The following is a 15468-nucleotide window of genomic DNA, read 5'->3' on the forward strand; positions in this document are numbered from 1 at the left end:
GGTCTCCGGCGTTGTGCCCTCATTGTGGACCCGCTGTCTGGTGCCGCCGGAACAGCCCCTCCTGCACCACCGACACCAGCAGCCGGCCCGCGCGGTCGTAGATCCGGCCCCGGGCCAGACCCCGGCCGCCCGTCGCGATCGGCGACTCCTGGTCGTACAGAAACCATTCGTCCGCGCGGAACGGCCGGTGGAACCACATCGCGTGGTCCAGCGACGCCATGTCGAAGCCCCGCGGCCCCCACAGCGGCTCGACGGGAATACGGACGGCGTCCAGCAAGGTCATGTCGCTCGCGTAGGTCAGCGCGCAGGTGTGTACGAGCGGATCGTCGCCCAGCGGCCCCACCGCCCGCATCCACACCGCACTCCGCGGATCCGCGTCCTTGATCTCCTCCTGCGTCCAGCGCAGCCGCTCGACATACCGGATGTCGAAGGGCGTACGCCGGGCCATCCGCTCCAGCGACTGCGGCAGTTGGCCCAGATGCCCCCGTACCTCCTCTGTGACCGTGGGCAGCGTCTCCGGGTCCGGGAAGTCCAGCCGCGGCGGCAACTGGTGCTCGAAGTCGCCCTCTTCGGGGCGGTGGAAGGAGGCCGTCAGATTGAAGATTGTGCGCCCCTGCTGGACGGCGGTGACCCTGCGCGTGGTGAACGACCGTCCGTCCCTGATCCGTTCGACCTGGTAGACGATCGGCACCCCCGGCCGCCCCGGCCGCAGGAAGTACGCGTGCAGCGAGTGGACCGGCCGGTCCCCGTCGGTGGTACGGCCTGCCGCGACCAGCGCCTGGCCGGCCACCTGGCCGCCGAAGACCCGTTGCAGGGACTCCTGGGGGCTGCGCCCGCGGAAGATGTCGACCTCGATCCGCTCCAGATCGAGCAGATCGACCAGCCGCTCGGCGGGGTTCGTCATGGTGCGCTGTGCTCCCGTTCTCCGCTTGTCGTTCGTCCCCATTCTCAGTGCTGCACGCGTCTCAGAGCTGCCCGACGGCCGTGACGCGCACCACTGCCAGACCCTCCTCGTCGGAGGCCGCGAGATCGACCTCCGCGCTGATGCCCCAGTCGTGGTCGCCATTGGGGTCGGCGAAGGTCTGCCGCACCCGCCACAGCCCGTGCGCCGGGTCCTCCTCGATGGCCAGCAGCTTGGGCCCGCGGGCATCGGGCCCGGTGCCCAGCTCCTCGTACTCGTCCCAGTACGCGTCCATCGCCTCGCCCCACGCGTCCGCGCCCCACCCCGACTCGGCGTCCAGCTCGCCCAGTTCACCGATCCGGTCCAGGGCCGCCAGCTCGACCCGGCGGAACATCGCGTTGCGTACGAGCACCCGGAAGGCGCGGGCGTTGGCCGTGACCGGCCTGACCTGATCGGCCTTCTCCTGCGCCTGCTCGGCCGTCTCCACCTCCGGATTGGCGAGCTGCTCCCACTCGTCCAGCAGACTGGAGTCGACCTGCCGGACCATCTCACCGAGCCACGCGGTGAGATCCTCCAGATCCTCCGACTTGAGGTCGTCCGGAATGGTGTGTTCCAGCGCCTTGTACGCGCCCGCCAGATAGCGCAGCACAATGCCCTCGGTCCTGGACAGCTCGTAGAACGAGGTGAACTCCGTGAAGGACAGCGCCCGTTCGTACATGTCCCGGATCACCGACTTGGGCGAGACGGGATGGTCACCCACCCAGGGATGGCTCTTGCGGTAGGTGTTGTACGCGTGCACCAGCAGCTCTTCGAGCGGCTTGGGGTACGAGACCTCCTGGAGCCGCTCCATCCGCTCCTCGTACTCGACACCGTCCGACTTCATCGCGGCGACCGCCTCGCCCCGCGCCTTGTTCTGCTGCGCCGCGAGGATCTGCCGCGGATCGTCGAGCGTCGACTCGACGACGGAGACCATGTCCAGCGCGTACGAAGGGGATTCGGGGTCCAGCAGCTCGAACGAGGCCAGCGCGAAGGTCGACAGCGGCTGGTTCAGCGCGAAGTCCTGCTGGAGATCGACGGTCAGCCTGACGATACGGCCCTCAGCGTCCGGTGTCGCCAGTTGCTCCACCACCCCGCCGTCCAGCAGCGAGCGGTAGATGGCGATGGCCCGCCGGATGTGCCTGAGCTGCTGCCTGCGCGGCTCGTGATTGTCCTCCAGCAGTCGGCGCATCGCCTCGAAGGCATTGCCGGGCCGGGCGATCACCGACAGCAGCATCGTGTGGGTGACTCGGAAACGGGAGGTCAGCGGTTCGGGATCGGAGCCGATGAGCTTCTCGAAGGTCGTCTCCGACCAGGCCACAAAGCCCTCGGGGGCCTTCTTGCGCACCACCTTGCGACGTTTCTTCGGGTCGTCGCCCGCCTTGGCCAGCGCCTTCTCGTTCTCCACCACATGCTCGGGCGCCTGCGCGACGACCAGACCCGCCGTATCGAACCCGGCGCGCCCCGCCCGGCCCGCGATCTGGTGGAACTCCCGGGCGCGCAGCGTACGGACGCGATTGCCGTCGTACTTGGTGAGCGCGGTGAACAGCACCGTACGGATGGGGACATTGACGCCGACGCCGAGCGTGTCCGTACCGCAGATGACCTTCAGCAGGCCGGCCTGCGCCAGCTTCTCCACCAGCCTGCGGTACTTGGGCAGCATCCCCGCGTGGTGCACACCGATGCCATGGCGTACATAACGGGACAGATTCCGTCCGAACCGGGTGGTGAAGCGGAAATTGCCGATCAGATCGGCGATACGGTCCTTCTCCTCCCGCGAGCACATGTTGATGCTCATCAGCGACTGCGCCCGCTCCACGGCCGCCGCCTGGGTGAAGTGCACGATGTACACCGGCGCCTGCCGGGTCTCCAGCAGCTCCGTCAGCGTCTCGGTGATCGGGGTGAGACGGTATTCGTACGACAGCGGGACCGGCCGGGTCGCGGACCGTACGACGGAGGTCGGCCGGCCCGTACGGCGGGTCAGGTCCTCCTCGAAGCGCGAGACATCACCGAGGGTCGCCGACATCAGGATGAACTGCGCCTGCGGCAGCTCCAGGATGGGGATCTGCCAGGCCCAGCCGCGGTCCGGCTCCGCGTAGAAATGGAACTCGTCCATCACGACCTGGCCGATGTCCGCGTACTTGCCGTCGCGCAGCGCGATCGAGGCCAGCACCTCGGCGGTGCAGCAGATCACCGGGGCGTCCGCGTTGACGGACGCGTCGCCGGTCAGCATGCCGACGTTCTCCGTACCGAACAGCTTGCACAGGTCGAAGAACTTCTCCGAGACCAGTGCCTTGATCGGCGCGGTGTAGAAGGTGACCTTGTCCTGGGCCAGCGCCGTGAAGTGCGCACCCGCCGCGACCAGGCTCTTTCCCGAGCCGGTGGGGGTGGACAGGATGACATTGGCCCCGGACACCACCTCGATCAGCGCCTCCTCCTGAGCCGGGTAGAGCGTGATGCCCTGGCCCTCCGCCCAGGAGGAGAAGGCCTCGAACAGGGCATCGGGGTCGGCGTCCGGCGGGAGCTGATCGATAAGGGTCACGCCCCCATCTTGCCTGCCTTCGCCCCGGATCAGGGAACCGGAGGGGGAAGCGAAGATCGCGGACGGTACGCTGGCCTGTCAACTGAGCCCGGCCACGCGGGGTTTCTCGCGCGGGGCTCCACCACAACTGCAATGGGGCGGGTACGAGCATGATGGGACCGGCACACTCCCTGTCAGGGGCGGCGGCCTGGCTGGGGGTGGGTGCCGCGGCGGCCGCCGCCGGGCACGGGATGCCCTGGCCGGTCCTGGTGGCCGGCGCGCTGATCTGCGCGGGCGCCGCGCTCGCGCCCGACCTGGACCACAAGGCCGCCACGATCTCCCGCGCGTTCGGCCCGGTGTCCCGGGGGCTCTGCGAGATCGTCGACAAGCTGTCGTACGCCGTCTACAAGGGGACCAGGAAGCCGGGCGACCCCCGTAGGAGCGGCGGCCACCGCACACTGACCCACACCTGGCTCTGGGCGGTCCTGATCGGCGCGGGCGCCTCGGCCCTCGCCTACGCCGGAGGGCGCTGGGCGGTGCTCGCGATCCTCTTCGTCCATGTCGTACTGGCCGTGGAGGGGCTGCTGTGGCGGGCCGCGCGGGTCTCCAGCGATGTGCTCGTCTGGCTGCTCGGCGCGGCCGGCGCCTGGATCCTGACGGGCGTGCTGGACGAGCCGGGCAATGGCGCGGACTGGCTGTTCACGGCGCCCGGGCAGGAGTATCTCTGGCTGGGCCTGCCGATCGTCCTGGGCGCGCTGGTGCATGACATCGGGGACGCGCTGACGGTGTCGGGCTGCCCGATCCTCTGGCCCATACCCGTGGGCCGCAAGCGCTGGTACCCGCTGGGCCCGCCGAAGGGGATGCGCTTCCGGGCCGGGAGCTGGGTGGAGCTGAAGGTGCTGATGCCGGCGTTCATGGTGCTGGGCGGAGTCGGCGGCGCGGCGGCGCTGAACGTCATATAGCGGCGGTACGGAGGGACAGCGACAGCGGCGGTACGGAAGGGCACGGCGGCCGTACGGGTATCAAGCAAGGGGCCGGGGCTCACCGCGACGGTGGCCCCGGCCCCTTGCCGCGATCACCCGTGCCAGGACCGCCACAGTGCCGCGTACGCGCCGTCCGCCGCCACCAGTTCGTCATGGCTGCCCAGCTCGCTGATCCGGCCCTCCTCGACCACCGCGATCACATCCGCGTCATGCGCGGTGTGCAGCCGGTGCGCGATCGCCACGACCGTACGCCCGTCCAGCACGCGGGCCAGTGAGCGCTCCAGATGCCGGGCCGCCCGGGGGTCGAGCAGCGAGGTCGCCTCGTCGAGGACCAGGGTGTGCGGATCTGCGAGCACCAGCCTGGCCAGCGCGATCTGCTGGGCCTGGGCCGGAGTCAGGGCCGTACCGCCGGAGCCGACCCCGGTGTCCAGACCGTCCTCCAGGGCCCGTGCCCAGCCGTCCGCGTCGACCGCCCCCAGCGCCGCCCACAGCTCGGCGTCCGTCGCGCCCGTACGGGCCAGCAGCAGATTGTCGCGAAGCGAGCCCACGAACACATGGTGCTCCTGGTTGACCAGGGCGACATGCTCCCGTACCCGCTCGGCGGGCATGCGCGACAGCTCCGCGCCGCCGAGGGCGATACGGCCCCGGCGCGGCCCGTATATGCCCGCGAGAAGCCGGCCCAGGGTCGACTTCCCGGCCCCCGACGGGCCGACCAGCGCCAGCCGGGTGCCGGGGCTGACATCCAGGGTGACCTTGTGCAGTACGTCGACGCCCTCGCGGTAGCCGAAGTGCACCCGGTCGGCGCTGACGTCCCGGCCGTCCGGCACCACCGAGGCGTCGCCCGCGTCCGGCTCGATGTCCCGTACCCCGACGAGCCGGGCGATGGACACCTGCGCGACCTGGAGTTCGTCGTACCAGCGCAGGATGAGACCCACCGGCTCCACCAGCATCTGGGCGAAGAGCGCGCCCGTCGTGAGCTGGCCGACCGTGATCCAGCCCTGGAGGACGAAGGAACCGCCCAGCACCAGCACGGCCAGGAAGATCGTCGAATGGGTGAGGTTGATGGTCGGGAACAGGACCGACCGCAGCCACAGGGTGTACCGCTCCCAGGCGGTCCACTCCCTGATCCGCCGCTCCGACAGCGCCACCCGGCGCCCGCCGAGGCGGTGCGCCTCGACCGTCCGGCCGGCGTCGACCGTCTCGGCGAGCATGGCGGCCACGGCCGCGTACCCGGCGGCCTCCGAGCGGTACGCCGAGGGCGCGCGCCGGAAGTACCAGCGGCACCCGGCGATCAGCAGCGGCAGCGCCAGCAGCACCGCCAGTGCCAGCGGCGGTGCGGTGACCGTCAGCGCGCCGATCAGCAGCGCCGCCCAGACCACACCGATGGCGAGCTGCGGCACGGCCTCGCGCATCGCGTTGGCCAGCCGGTCGATGTCGGTGGTGATACGGGAGAGCAGATCGCCGGTGCCGGCCCGCTCCAGTACGCCGGGCGGCAGCGCCACGGACCGTACGAGGAAGTCCTCACGCAGATCCGCGAGCATCTCCTCGCCCAGCATTGCCCCGCGCAGCCGTACCAGCCGTACGAACACGGTCTGGACGATCAGCGCGAGCGCGAAGATCGCCGCCGTGCGGGCCAGGGGCAGTTCGCGCACCCCTTCTGAGAGGTCCTCGACGATGCCGCCGAGCAGATAGGGGCCCACCATCGAGGCGATCACCGAGACCGCGTTGACGGTGATCAGCAGGATGAACGCCGTGCGGTGCCGGCTGAGCAGTTCCTTCACATAGGTCCGTACGGTCGCGGGGGTCCCGACCGGCAGGGTCGTCGCCGTCTCCGGGGCCGCCGGATCGTACGCCGGTGGCGCCACGCCGATCATGCTGATTCCTCGATCTCTTCCCGTGCCCGCGATGCGGCGGGCTCCATGATCTGGTCCCGTTCGCTGATCTGGTCCCGTTTCGCGCGCTGTTCGTGTTCCTGTTCCTGTTTCAGGTCTTGCTCGGCTTCTTGTTCGGCCTCGGTCTCACGGGTGACGACCGCCCGGTAGCCGGGCTCGTCCCGCAGCAGCTCGCGGTGGGCACCCACGGCCGCGGCCTCGCCCTCATGGACGAACACCACCCGGTCCGCGTGGTCCAGCAGCAGCGGCGAGGAGGCGAACACCACGGTCGTACGGCCGGCCCGCAGCTCCTTCACGCTCCGGGCGATCCGCGCCTCGGTGTGCGAGTCGACCGCGGAGGTCGGCTCGTCGAGCACCAGCACCTCCGGGTCGGTGACCAGCGAGCGGGCCAGGGCCAGCCGCTGGCGCTGGCCGCCGGAGAGCGAACGGCCGCGCTCGGTGATCCGTGACCGCATCGGATCGCCGCTGCCGTCCACCGACGCCTGCACGAGTGCGTCGAGCACATCCCCGCACTGGGCGGCGGCGAGCGCCTTCTCCGGATCGACCGCGCCGGAGGCCGGAACGTCCAGCAGCTCAGTGAGGGTGCCGGACAGCAGCACCGGGTCCTTGTCCTGGACGAGGACGCTGGCGCGTGCGGCGTCCAGCGGCAGATCGTCCAGCGCCACCCCGCCGAGCAGGACGGAGGGGTTCTTCTCGTCCCCCGCCGCGTGGCCGCCGAGCCGCTCGGCGAGCCGCCCCGCCGCGTCCGGATCGCCGCACACCACAGCGGTGAGCAGTCCGGCGGGGGCGAGCAGTCCGGTGGCCGGGTCGTACAGGTCCCCGGTCGGCCTGGCGTCGTCGAGGCCGCCGCGCTCGTCCTCGTACGCGGTCCGCTCCAGCGACAGCACCCGGGCCGCACGCCGGGCGGCGGGCCGGGAGAACGAGTACGCCATCGCGATCTCCTCGAAGTGGCGCAGCGGGAAGAGCATCAGGGTCACCGCGCTGTAGACGGTCACCAGCCCGCCCACCTCGATACGCCCGTCCAGGGCGAGCCGCGCCCCGTACGTGATGACGGCCAGCAGCAGGGCTCCCGGGAGCAGCACCTGGACCGCCGAGATCAGCGACCACATCCGGGCGCTGCGGACGGCGGCCTTGCGGACCTCCTGCGAGGCGGCGCGGTAGCGGCCGAGGAACAGCTCCTCGCCGCCGATACCGCGCAGCACGCGCAGTCCCGCGACGGTGTCCGAGGCCAGCTCGGTGGCTTTGCCGGCCTTCTCACGCTGGACATCGGCGCGCTGGGTGGCGCGGGGGAGGAGGGGCAGGACGGCCAGGGCGAGCACCGGCACCGAAAGGGCGACCAGGATGCCCAGCGCCGGCAGATAGATCACCAGGCCCACGCAGACCACGACGATCGCGAGGGCGGCGGCCAGGAAGCGCGAGACCGCCTCCACGAACCAGCCGATCCTCTCGACATCGCCGGTGGAGATGGCGACGACCTCACCTGCGGCGACCCGGCGGGTCAGCGCCGAACCCAGCTCGGCGGTCTTACGGGCGAGGAGCTGCTGGACTCGGGCTGCGGCGGTGATCCAGTTGGTGACGGCGGTGCGGTGCAGCATGGTGTCGCCGATCGCGATGGCGGCACCGAACAGCGCGATCAGACCGCCGGAGAGCGCGAGCCGGCCGCCCGAGCGGTCGATCACGGCCTGGACGGCCAGCCCGGCGCCCAGCGAGAGCCCACCGATACCGGTGAAGTGCAGGAGGCCCCAGGCGAGGGCCTTGAGCTGCCCGCCCAACTGGTTGCGTCCGAGCCACAGCAGGAACCGAGGGCCCGACCGGACGTCGGGGATCCCCGGATCGGTATACGGAAGGTCGCGAATCTGCATGATGTCCCATGACTCGTGGAGTGGCCCAGGCGGAGTGGCGCAAACCGTGCAAGGTTCGCGTCATTCGGCAGCTCACGGCAATGGGTTTTCCGTGCGGAGAGCCAGATTGAGCCAGGGAGCGGTGCGAAAGGCCCGGTCATGCGGGGGTCACATGGGTCCGGTGCGATCCTTCGGACGGGCCCGGTGTCGGCTCATCGGTGCCGGCTCAGCAGGGGCGGTGGTGGCCTCCGTCGACCAGCGTCGACAGCAGCCCGCCGAGCACTTCGCGCTGGTCGGGGGTGAGCGGCGCGAGTATGTCCTCCGCCGCGGCCCGCCGCGCGCCGCGCAGCGCACGCAGAGTGGCCCGGCCGGTGTCGGTCAGCTCGACTCGGACGACCCGGCGATTGGTCCGATCGGGTGCTCTCCGCACCCAGCCGCTCGCCTCGAGACCGTCCACCAGGCTGGTCACGGCCCGGGGCACGACTTCGAGCCGCTCGGCCAGATCGGCCATCCGCGGCGGCTGTTCGTAATACGCGAGCGTGCGCAGCAGCCGGGCCTGTGCGGGGGTGATCCCGATCGGCTCCATCTGCCGCTTCTGGATGCGCTGGAGCCGACGGGTCAGCCGCAGCAACTGCTCGGCCAGCATGCCGTCCGCGTCGGGGGTGCTCATGGTGGGAACAATATCAGGAGTCAATTCATTGTGTACATAGGTAACAGTGAGCTAGGCTCTGAAAAGCCAAGCCCGGCCGAGCTCAAAGCCGAGCCCGACCAAGCTCGACCACGCCCGGAGGGCCGAGCCCGGAAAGAACCGGGCCCGGACCAAGCGCGGGAGGACTCATCCGTCCCGATGCTTCCACCGTTCACCGCTTCCACCGAAGCCGTTCCGCTCGTCGAAGGAGCCCATGAAACCCGAGGAATCCACCTGGTCACCCCAGCCCCGCACCGACCGTCCGGGGCAGCCGGAGCCGCCCGCGCAGCTCCGGCGCATCTTCGGCCTCTTCCGTCCCTACCGCGGCCGGCTCGCGATCGTGGGGCTGCTCGTCGGCGCCTCGTCGCTGGTCTCGGTCGCCTCGCCGTTCCTGCTCCGCGAGATCCTCGACACCGCGATCCCGCAGGGCCGTACCGGACTGCTGAGCCTGCTCGCCCTCGGCATGATCGCCACCTCGGTGGTCAACGGCGTCTTCGGCGTGCTCCAGACGCTGATCTCGACGACGGTCGGCCAGCGGGTCATGCACGACCTGCGCACCGGGGTCTACGCCCAGCTCCAGCGGATGCCGCTCGCCTTCTTCACCAGGACCAGGACCGGCGAGGTCCAGTCCCGTATCGCCAATGACATCGGCGGTATGCAGGCGACGGTCACCTCGACCGCGACATCCCTGGTCTCCAACCTCACGGCCGTCGTCGCGACGGTCGTCGCGATGGTCGCCCTGGACTGGCGGCTCACCGCCGTCTCGCTGCTTCTGCTGCCGCTGTTCGTCTGGATCAGCCGTCTGGTCGGCCAGGAGCGCAAGAAGATCACCACGGACCGCCAGCGCCAGATGGCCACCATGGCCGCCACCGTCACCGAATCGCTCTCGGTGAGCGGCATCCTCCTCGGTCGCACGATGGGGCGCGCGGACTCGCTGACCAAGTCGTTCGCCGACGAGTCCGAGCGGCTGGTCGACCTGGAGGTACGGGCCAATCTGGCGGGCCGCTGGCGGATGTCCACCATCGGCATCGTCATGGCCGCCATGCCCGCCGTCATCTACTGGGCCGCGGGCATAGCCCTGGGCGCCGGGGGCACCGTCGTCTCCATCGGCACGCTCGTCGCCTTCGTCTCCCTCCAGCAAGGCCTCTTCCGGCCCGCCGTGAGCCTGCTCGCCACCGGCGTGCAGATACAGACCTCACTCGCCCTGTTCCAGCGCATCTTCGAGTACCTCGACCTGCCCGTCGACATCACCGAGACCGAGCACCCGGTCGGGATCGAGAAGGTGCGCGGTGAAGTGCGGTTCGACGGAGTCGACTTCAGCTACGACGAGAAGGGCGGGCAGTCGACCCTGAAGGGGATCGAGCTGACCGTTCCGGCGGGCGGCAGCCTCGCCGTCGTAGGGCCCACGGGTTCGGGCAAATCGACCCTGAGCTATCTCGTGCCCCGGTTGTACGACGTGACCGGCGGCCGGGTCCTGCTCGACGGGGTCGATGTGCGCGACCTGGCCTTCGACACCCTGTCCCGGGCCGTCGGAGTGGTCTCCCAGGAGACCTACCTCTTCCATGCCTCCGTCGCCGAGAATCTCCGGTTCGCCAGACCCGAGGCCACCGACGAGGAGATACAGAAGGCCGCCAGGGCGGCCCAGATCCATGACCACATCACCTCGCTCCCCGACGGTTACGACACCCTGGTGGGCGAGCGCGGATACCGGTTCTCCGGAGGTGAGAAGCAGCGGCTCGCCATCGCCCGCACCATCCTGCGCGACCCGCCCGTGCTGATCCTCGACGAGGCGACCAGCGCACTGGACACCCGTACCGAACACGCCGTACAGGAGGCCATCGACGCGCTCTCGCGGGGGCGCACCACGATCACCATCGCGCACCGGCTCTCCACCGTCAGGGACGCGGACCAGATCGTGGTCCTGGACGCGGGCCGGGTCGTGGAGCAGGGCACCCACGACGAACTGCTCCAGCAGGACGGGCGCTATGCGGCCCTCGTCCGCAGGGACAGCCTGCCGGGCCACACCGATGAGGAACTGGCCCCGGTCGCCCCCTGAGTACGGCAGTGCCGCCGCCCCTTCGAACCGGGAACCGGCGGCACCGCATCCGGGGCGGCCCGGGGGTCCATGGCGCGGTCGCCATGCGTACTCGGACTGGCGGAATATCCGTCCGTATGTATACGAACCGTGTCGCCGCACCGCAGGTGCCGGGATCGGTGATCACTCCGGGTTACCGTGCCCATATGATGAACGAGCTTCCGGATGCGAGACCCGGTGGCAGGCCCCGTCTGACCCGCCGTGGCCGACTGGTCCTGCTGGTGGCCGCCACCCTTGCCGTCGGAGGGGCGGTGCTGCTGCCCGTACTTCTCATGACCGAGGAGAGCGGCGGCGAGAAGACCTCGACGCTGGTCATCACGGAGGGGCGGCGCGCCACCGATGTGTACGCCGCCGTCGACAAGGCCCTGGAACTGCCGACGGGCACCACCAGGAACGCGGCGGCCACGGCCCGGCTCAAGCTGCCGGAGGAGGCCAAGGGCAACCCCGAGGGTTATCTCTTCCCGGCCACCTATCCGATCGATTCCTCGACCACCGCGGCCGGTCTGCTGAGCTATATGGTCAACACCGCCAACAAGAAGTTCACCGGCGATCACATCACCGCCGGAGCCCAGCGCAATGGAATGACGACCTATGAGTCGGTCACCATCGCCAGCATCGTCGAGGCCGAAGCCGAGTCGGCGGCCGACATGCCCAAGGTCGCGCGGGTCGTGCACAACCGGCTGGCCCTGGGCATGCCGCTCCAGATGGACTCGACCCTCAACTACGCGCTCAACCGCAACACACTCGACACCACGCATTCCGACACGAGGATCGACAGCCCCTACAACACCTATCAGCACAAGGGCCTGACGCCGACACCGATCGGGAACCCGGGGGAGCAGGCGATGGACGCGGCGCTCAACCCCTCGCGCGGGGAGTGGCTGTACTTCGTCACCGTGGCGAAGGGGGACACCCGCTTCACCAACAACTACTCCGAACACCTCGCGAACGTCGAGGAGTTCAACGAGAACCGCGCAAAGGCAAAGGGCAGCGCCTCCGCCGGCACGAACACCGAAGGCTGACAGTGAGCGCCGACTTCGACAACGCCGCTCAGGCCGCCGCCACGGGCTCGCGCTCCAGCAGCCGTTTGATCTCCCGTACCGCGGCCCGTCCGGCACGGTTGGCGCCGATGGTGGAGGCGGACGGCCCGTACCCGACCAGATGGACGCGCTCGTCCCGTACCGCGCGCGTTCCCTCGACGCGGATCCCGCCGCCGCGCTCGCGCAGGCCCAACGGCGCGAGATGGTCGATGGCCGCGCGGAACCCGGTCGCCCAGAGGATCACATCGGCCGGCACCGTGCGCCCATCGTCCCAGGCCACCCCGTCCGGGGTGATCCGGTCGAACATCGGCAGCCGGTCCAGTACGCCTTCCTCCCGCGCCCGGACGATCGCCTCGTTCAGCGGAAGACCGGTCACCGAGACCACGCTCTCCGGCGGCAGGCCCTGGCGTACCCGCTCGTCGACGAGCGCGACGGCCGCCCGCCCCTGTTCCTCGCCGAACGGTCCCTCCCGGAAGACCGGCGGCCGGCGCGTCACCCAGGTGGTGTCCGCCGCCACCTTCGCGATCTCCATCAGATGCTGGGTCCCCGAGGCACCACCGCCCACCACGACCACACGCAGTCCGGCGAACTCGTCCGGTCCCGGATAGTCCGCCGTGTGCAACTGGCGGCCCCGGAAGGTCTCCTGGCCCGGATAGCGGGGCCAGAAGGGGCGGTCCCAGGTGCCGGTGGCGTTGATCAGCGCCCGCGCCGACCAGTTCCCCTCGGAGGTCTCCACCAGCAGCCGCCCGCCGGTTCCCTCCCGTACCGCCCTCACATCGACCGGCCGGTGGACCCGCAGACCGAAGCGCCGCTCGTACTCCGTGAAGTAGCCGCCGATCACCTCCGACGAGGGCCGGTCGTCATCGGCCGGCCCTGTGATCAGCTCCATACCGGGCAGCGCGTGCATGCCGTGGACCTTGCCGTAGGTCAGCGAGGGCCAGCGGAACTGCCAGGCGCCACCGGGGTGCGGGGCATGGTCCAGTACGACGAAGTCCTCGTCCGGTGCGAGCCCGGACCGCCGCAGATGGTGGGCGCCGGACAGACCTGCCTGTCCGGCACCCACGACGACCACGTCGATGTCCCGTGCCCCGTCCCGTACCCCGAAGTCGTTCACGTTTCTACGAACAGCCTCGGATCCGGGAATCTTCCCGCTTCCCGCTCCTCGCGGGCCCGGTGCGCACGCGCCCCGCTCGGCTCAGCGCCCGCCGGCGAACAGCAGCGGAGCGCCGCCGGGCGCGGACGCGGGCCGCCCGTTGGCCGCGGGCACGCCCAGCAGCGGAGAAGGCTGCACCTGTGCCAGCAGCCCGCGCGCCGCCAGCTCCGGGGTCACGCCCTCGCCGAACCAGTACGCCTCCTCCAGGTGCGGATAGCCGGAGAGCACGAAGTGCTCGATGCCCAGCTCGTGGTACTCCTCGATCCGGTCGGCCACATCGGCGTGGCTGCCCACCAGCGCGGTGCCCGCGCCGCCGCGTACCAGACCCACCCCCGCCCAGAGGTTGGGCGAGATCTCCAGCCCCTCGCGCGAGCCGCCGTGCAGGGCGAGCATCCGCTGCTGCCCCACCGACTCGCTCCTGCCCAGCGCCTGCTGGGCCGCGGCGACCGTCTCGGGATCGAGATCGTCCAGCAGCCGGTCCGCCGTGGCCCAGGCCTCCTTCGCGGAGTCCCGCGAGATGGTGTGCAGCCGGATGCCGAAGCGGACCGTACGGCCGCGCTCCTCGGCCAGCCCCCGGATCCAGTCGGTCTTCTCCTTCACCTGGGCGGGAGGCTCGCCCCAGGTCAGATAGACATCCACATGCTCGGCGGCGACCGGTCCCGCCGCTGCGGACGAGCCGCCGAAGAAGATCTCCGGCAGTGGATCCGGCGGCAGCGCGGTGAGCCCGCCCTCCACCTGGAAGTGCTCACCGTCGAAGTCGTAGGGCCGCCCGCCCCACACCCCCCGGATCACCGACAGGAACTCCGCCGTCCGCGCATAGCGCCGGTCGTGGTCGAGATGGTCGCCGAAGCGCCGCTGCTCGGTCGAGTCGCCGCCGGTCACCACATTGAGCAGCAGCCGGCCCCGGGTGACACGCTGGTACGTGGCCGCCATCTGCGCGGCCAGCACTGGCGAGATCAGCCCCGGCCGGAAGGCCACCAGGAACTTCAGCCGCTCGGTCTGCTGCGCCAGCGCCACCGTCGTCAGCCAGGCGTCCTCGCACCAGGTGCCCGTCGGTGTCAGGACCGCTTCGAAACCGAGCTGTTCGGCCGCCTTGGCGATCTGCGCCAGATACTCGATGTCCGGCGCCCTGACCCCGCTCACCGGAGTGATCCTGGAACGCTTGATGCCGCCGTCGGTGTACGCGTGGCGGTCCACCAGCGTCCGCCCGTCGCCCCCGGTCGGCAGGAACCAGTGCAGATGAATGCTCATCGGGAAGAGGCCTTTCCGTAGCTGCGCGCCGGGGAGGTCGACGGCGGCAGGTCCTTGTTGAAGCGGTCGTCGACGAAATCGGCGAAGTCGAAGCGGCGGGGGATGAGTCCGAGATCGGCGAAGGTGTCGGCGATGCCCTGTTCGGATGCGATGGCGGCCTGGTCCAGCGCGACCGGTACCCGGGTGCCGTGGGTGAGTTCGACGGCGTCCAGGGCCACTTCGTACGGCAGTCCGGTCTCCTCGGCCCAGACCTTCGCCCACTCCTCGGGGTGGTCGAAGACCCAGTCCTGCGCCCGGCGCAGCCGCTCGACATAGTCGCCGATGGCCGCGGCCTTGTCCTTGTCGGCGAGGGCGGAGGGCGCGGCGACCTGGAAGTTCAGCCCGTTGACAACGCCTTCGCCGTCGGTCAGTACCCGCCCCTGTCCACCGCGCAGGACCTGGGAGGTGTACGGGTCCCACACCGCCCAGGCGTCCACCTTGCCGCTGGTGAACGCGGCCAGCGCATCGGCCGGCTGCAACAGCGTGACCTTGATGTCGTCCAGCGTGAGACCCGCCTTCCTGAGGGAGGCGATGAGCTGGAAGTGCGCCGAGCTGCCCTGGGCGACGGCGACCGACCTGCCCTTGAGGTCGGTGGTTTTGGTCAGCGGCGAGTCCTTGGGTACGAGGATCGCTTCGCCGCGCGAGCCGCCGTGGGTCGCGGCCACGACCGTGATCTTCGAACCGGCTCCGGCGGCGAAGACCGGAGGCGTGTTGCCGACGGAACCGACGTCCACGGCCTTGGCGTTGACGGCTTCGAGCAGTGGCGGCCCTGAGGTGAAGGTCGACCAGGTGATCCGGTAGGGGAGGTCGTCGAGTTCACCGGCGGCGCGCAGGACGGCCTCGGAACCGCCTTTCTGGTCACCGACGTTGAGGGTCACGGAACCCTTGCCGTCGGTGTTGCCGCCGGCGCCGCCCGAGCCGTCGGCGGAGGCGCCGGAGCAGGCGGCGAGCAGCAGGGTGAGGGGGAGCGCGAGGGGGAGGAGTACGGCGGGCAGGAAGCGTTTCATGGGGGCGGAGGCGTTCTGGGG

General features: G+C 70.4%; 11 protein-coding genes. 3 read left to right on the forward strand and 8 right to left on the reverse strand.

The window, feature by feature from the left end:
- Positions 1-19 precede the first annotated feature (19 nt).
- Together WH07_RS02390 and WH07_RS02395 are read right to left on the reverse strand one after the other, a co-directional pair.
- Positions 20-904: an acyl-CoA thioesterase gene (locus tag WH07_RS02390; protein WP_046494687.1), complete on the reverse strand. Its 885-nt coding sequence runs from the start codon at positions 902-904 to the stop codon at positions 20-22.
- 61 nt (positions 905-965) lie between these two features.
- Positions 966-3479 (reverse strand): DEAD/DEAH box helicase, encoded by a 2514-nt coding sequence (locus tag WH07_RS02395; RefSeq protein WP_046494689.1) that lies wholly within the window; start codon positions 3477-3479, stop codon positions 966-968.
- Positions 3480-3628: 149 nt separating this feature from the next.
- Between WH07_RS02395 and WH07_RS02400 the strand changes: the two genes are divergently transcribed.
- A complete protein-coding gene (locus WH07_RS02400; RefSeq protein WP_046494691.1) occupies positions 3629-4420 on the forward strand; it encodes a metal-dependent hydrolase in 792 nt (263 codons plus the stop codon).
- Positions 4421-4533: 113 nt separating this feature from the next.
- Here the strand turns inward: WH07_RS02400 and WH07_RS02405 are convergent, their stop codons facing one another.
- From WH07_RS02405 to WH07_RS02415, 3 genes are all read right to left on the reverse strand, one after another.
- A complete protein-coding gene (locus WH07_RS02405) occupies positions 4534-6315 on the reverse strand; it encodes an ABC transporter ATP-binding protein (protein ID WP_046494693.1) in 1782 nt (593 codons plus the stop codon).
- Positions 6312-8195 carry an ABC transporter transmembrane domain-containing protein gene (locus WH07_RS02410; RefSeq protein ID WP_046494695.1) on the reverse strand — a complete coding sequence of 628 codons (1884 nt, stop codon included), beginning with the start codon at positions 8193-8195 and terminating at the stop codon, positions 6312-6314. The genes WH07_RS02405 and WH07_RS02410 overlap by 4 nt, the downstream gene beginning before the upstream one ends.
- Before the next feature lie 205 nt (positions 8196-8400).
- Positions 8401-8844, reverse strand: a complete 444-nt coding sequence (locus tag WH07_RS02415; RefSeq protein ID WP_046494697.1) for a MarR family winged helix-turn-helix transcriptional regulator — start codon at positions 8842-8844, stop codon at positions 8401-8403.
- Between the two features lie 232 nt (positions 8845-9076).
- Between WH07_RS02415 and WH07_RS02420 the strand changes: the two genes are divergently transcribed.
- The gene (locus tag WH07_RS02420; RefSeq protein ID WP_046494699.1) at positions 9077-10918 is read left to right on the forward strand and encodes an ABC transporter ATP-binding protein; all 1842 of its coding nucleotides are present in this window, start codon (positions 9077-9079) and stop codon (positions 10916-10918) included.
- 185 nt (positions 10919-11103) lie between these two features.
- Positions 11104-11979, forward strand: a complete 876-nt coding sequence (gene mltG, locus WH07_RS02425) for an endolytic transglycosylase MltG (RefSeq protein WP_046494717.1) — start codon at positions 11104-11106, stop codon at positions 11977-11979.
- A gap of 28 nt (positions 11980-12007) precedes the next feature.
- Here mltG and WH07_RS02430 read toward each other — a convergent pair whose 3' ends face one another.
- The 3 genes from WH07_RS02430 to WH07_RS02440 form a co-directional block, all read right to left on the reverse strand.
- Positions 12008-13111: an NAD(P)-binding domain-containing protein gene (locus tag WH07_RS02430; RefSeq protein ID WP_046494701.1), complete on the reverse strand. Its 1104-nt coding sequence runs from the start codon at positions 13109-13111 to the stop codon at positions 12008-12010.
- Positions 13112-13192: 81 nt separating this feature from the next.
- Positions 13193-14401, reverse strand: a complete 1209-nt coding sequence (locus WH07_RS02435; protein WP_046494703.1) for an LLM class flavin-dependent oxidoreductase — start codon at positions 14399-14401, stop codon at positions 13193-13195.
- The gene (locus tag WH07_RS02440; protein ID WP_046494704.1) at positions 14398-15447 is read right to left on the reverse strand and encodes an ABC transporter substrate-binding protein; all 1050 of its coding nucleotides are present in this window, start codon (positions 15445-15447) and stop codon (positions 14398-14400) included. The genes WH07_RS02435 and WH07_RS02440 overlap by 4 nt, the downstream gene beginning before the upstream one ends.
- Between the last annotated feature and the right edge of the window lie 21 nt (positions 15448-15468).

This window comes from Streptomyces odonnellii (genome assembly GCF_000981895.1).
GTDB classification, from domain to species: domain Bacteria; phylum Actinomycetota; class Actinomycetes; order Streptomycetales; family Streptomycetaceae; genus Streptomyces; species Streptomyces odonnellii.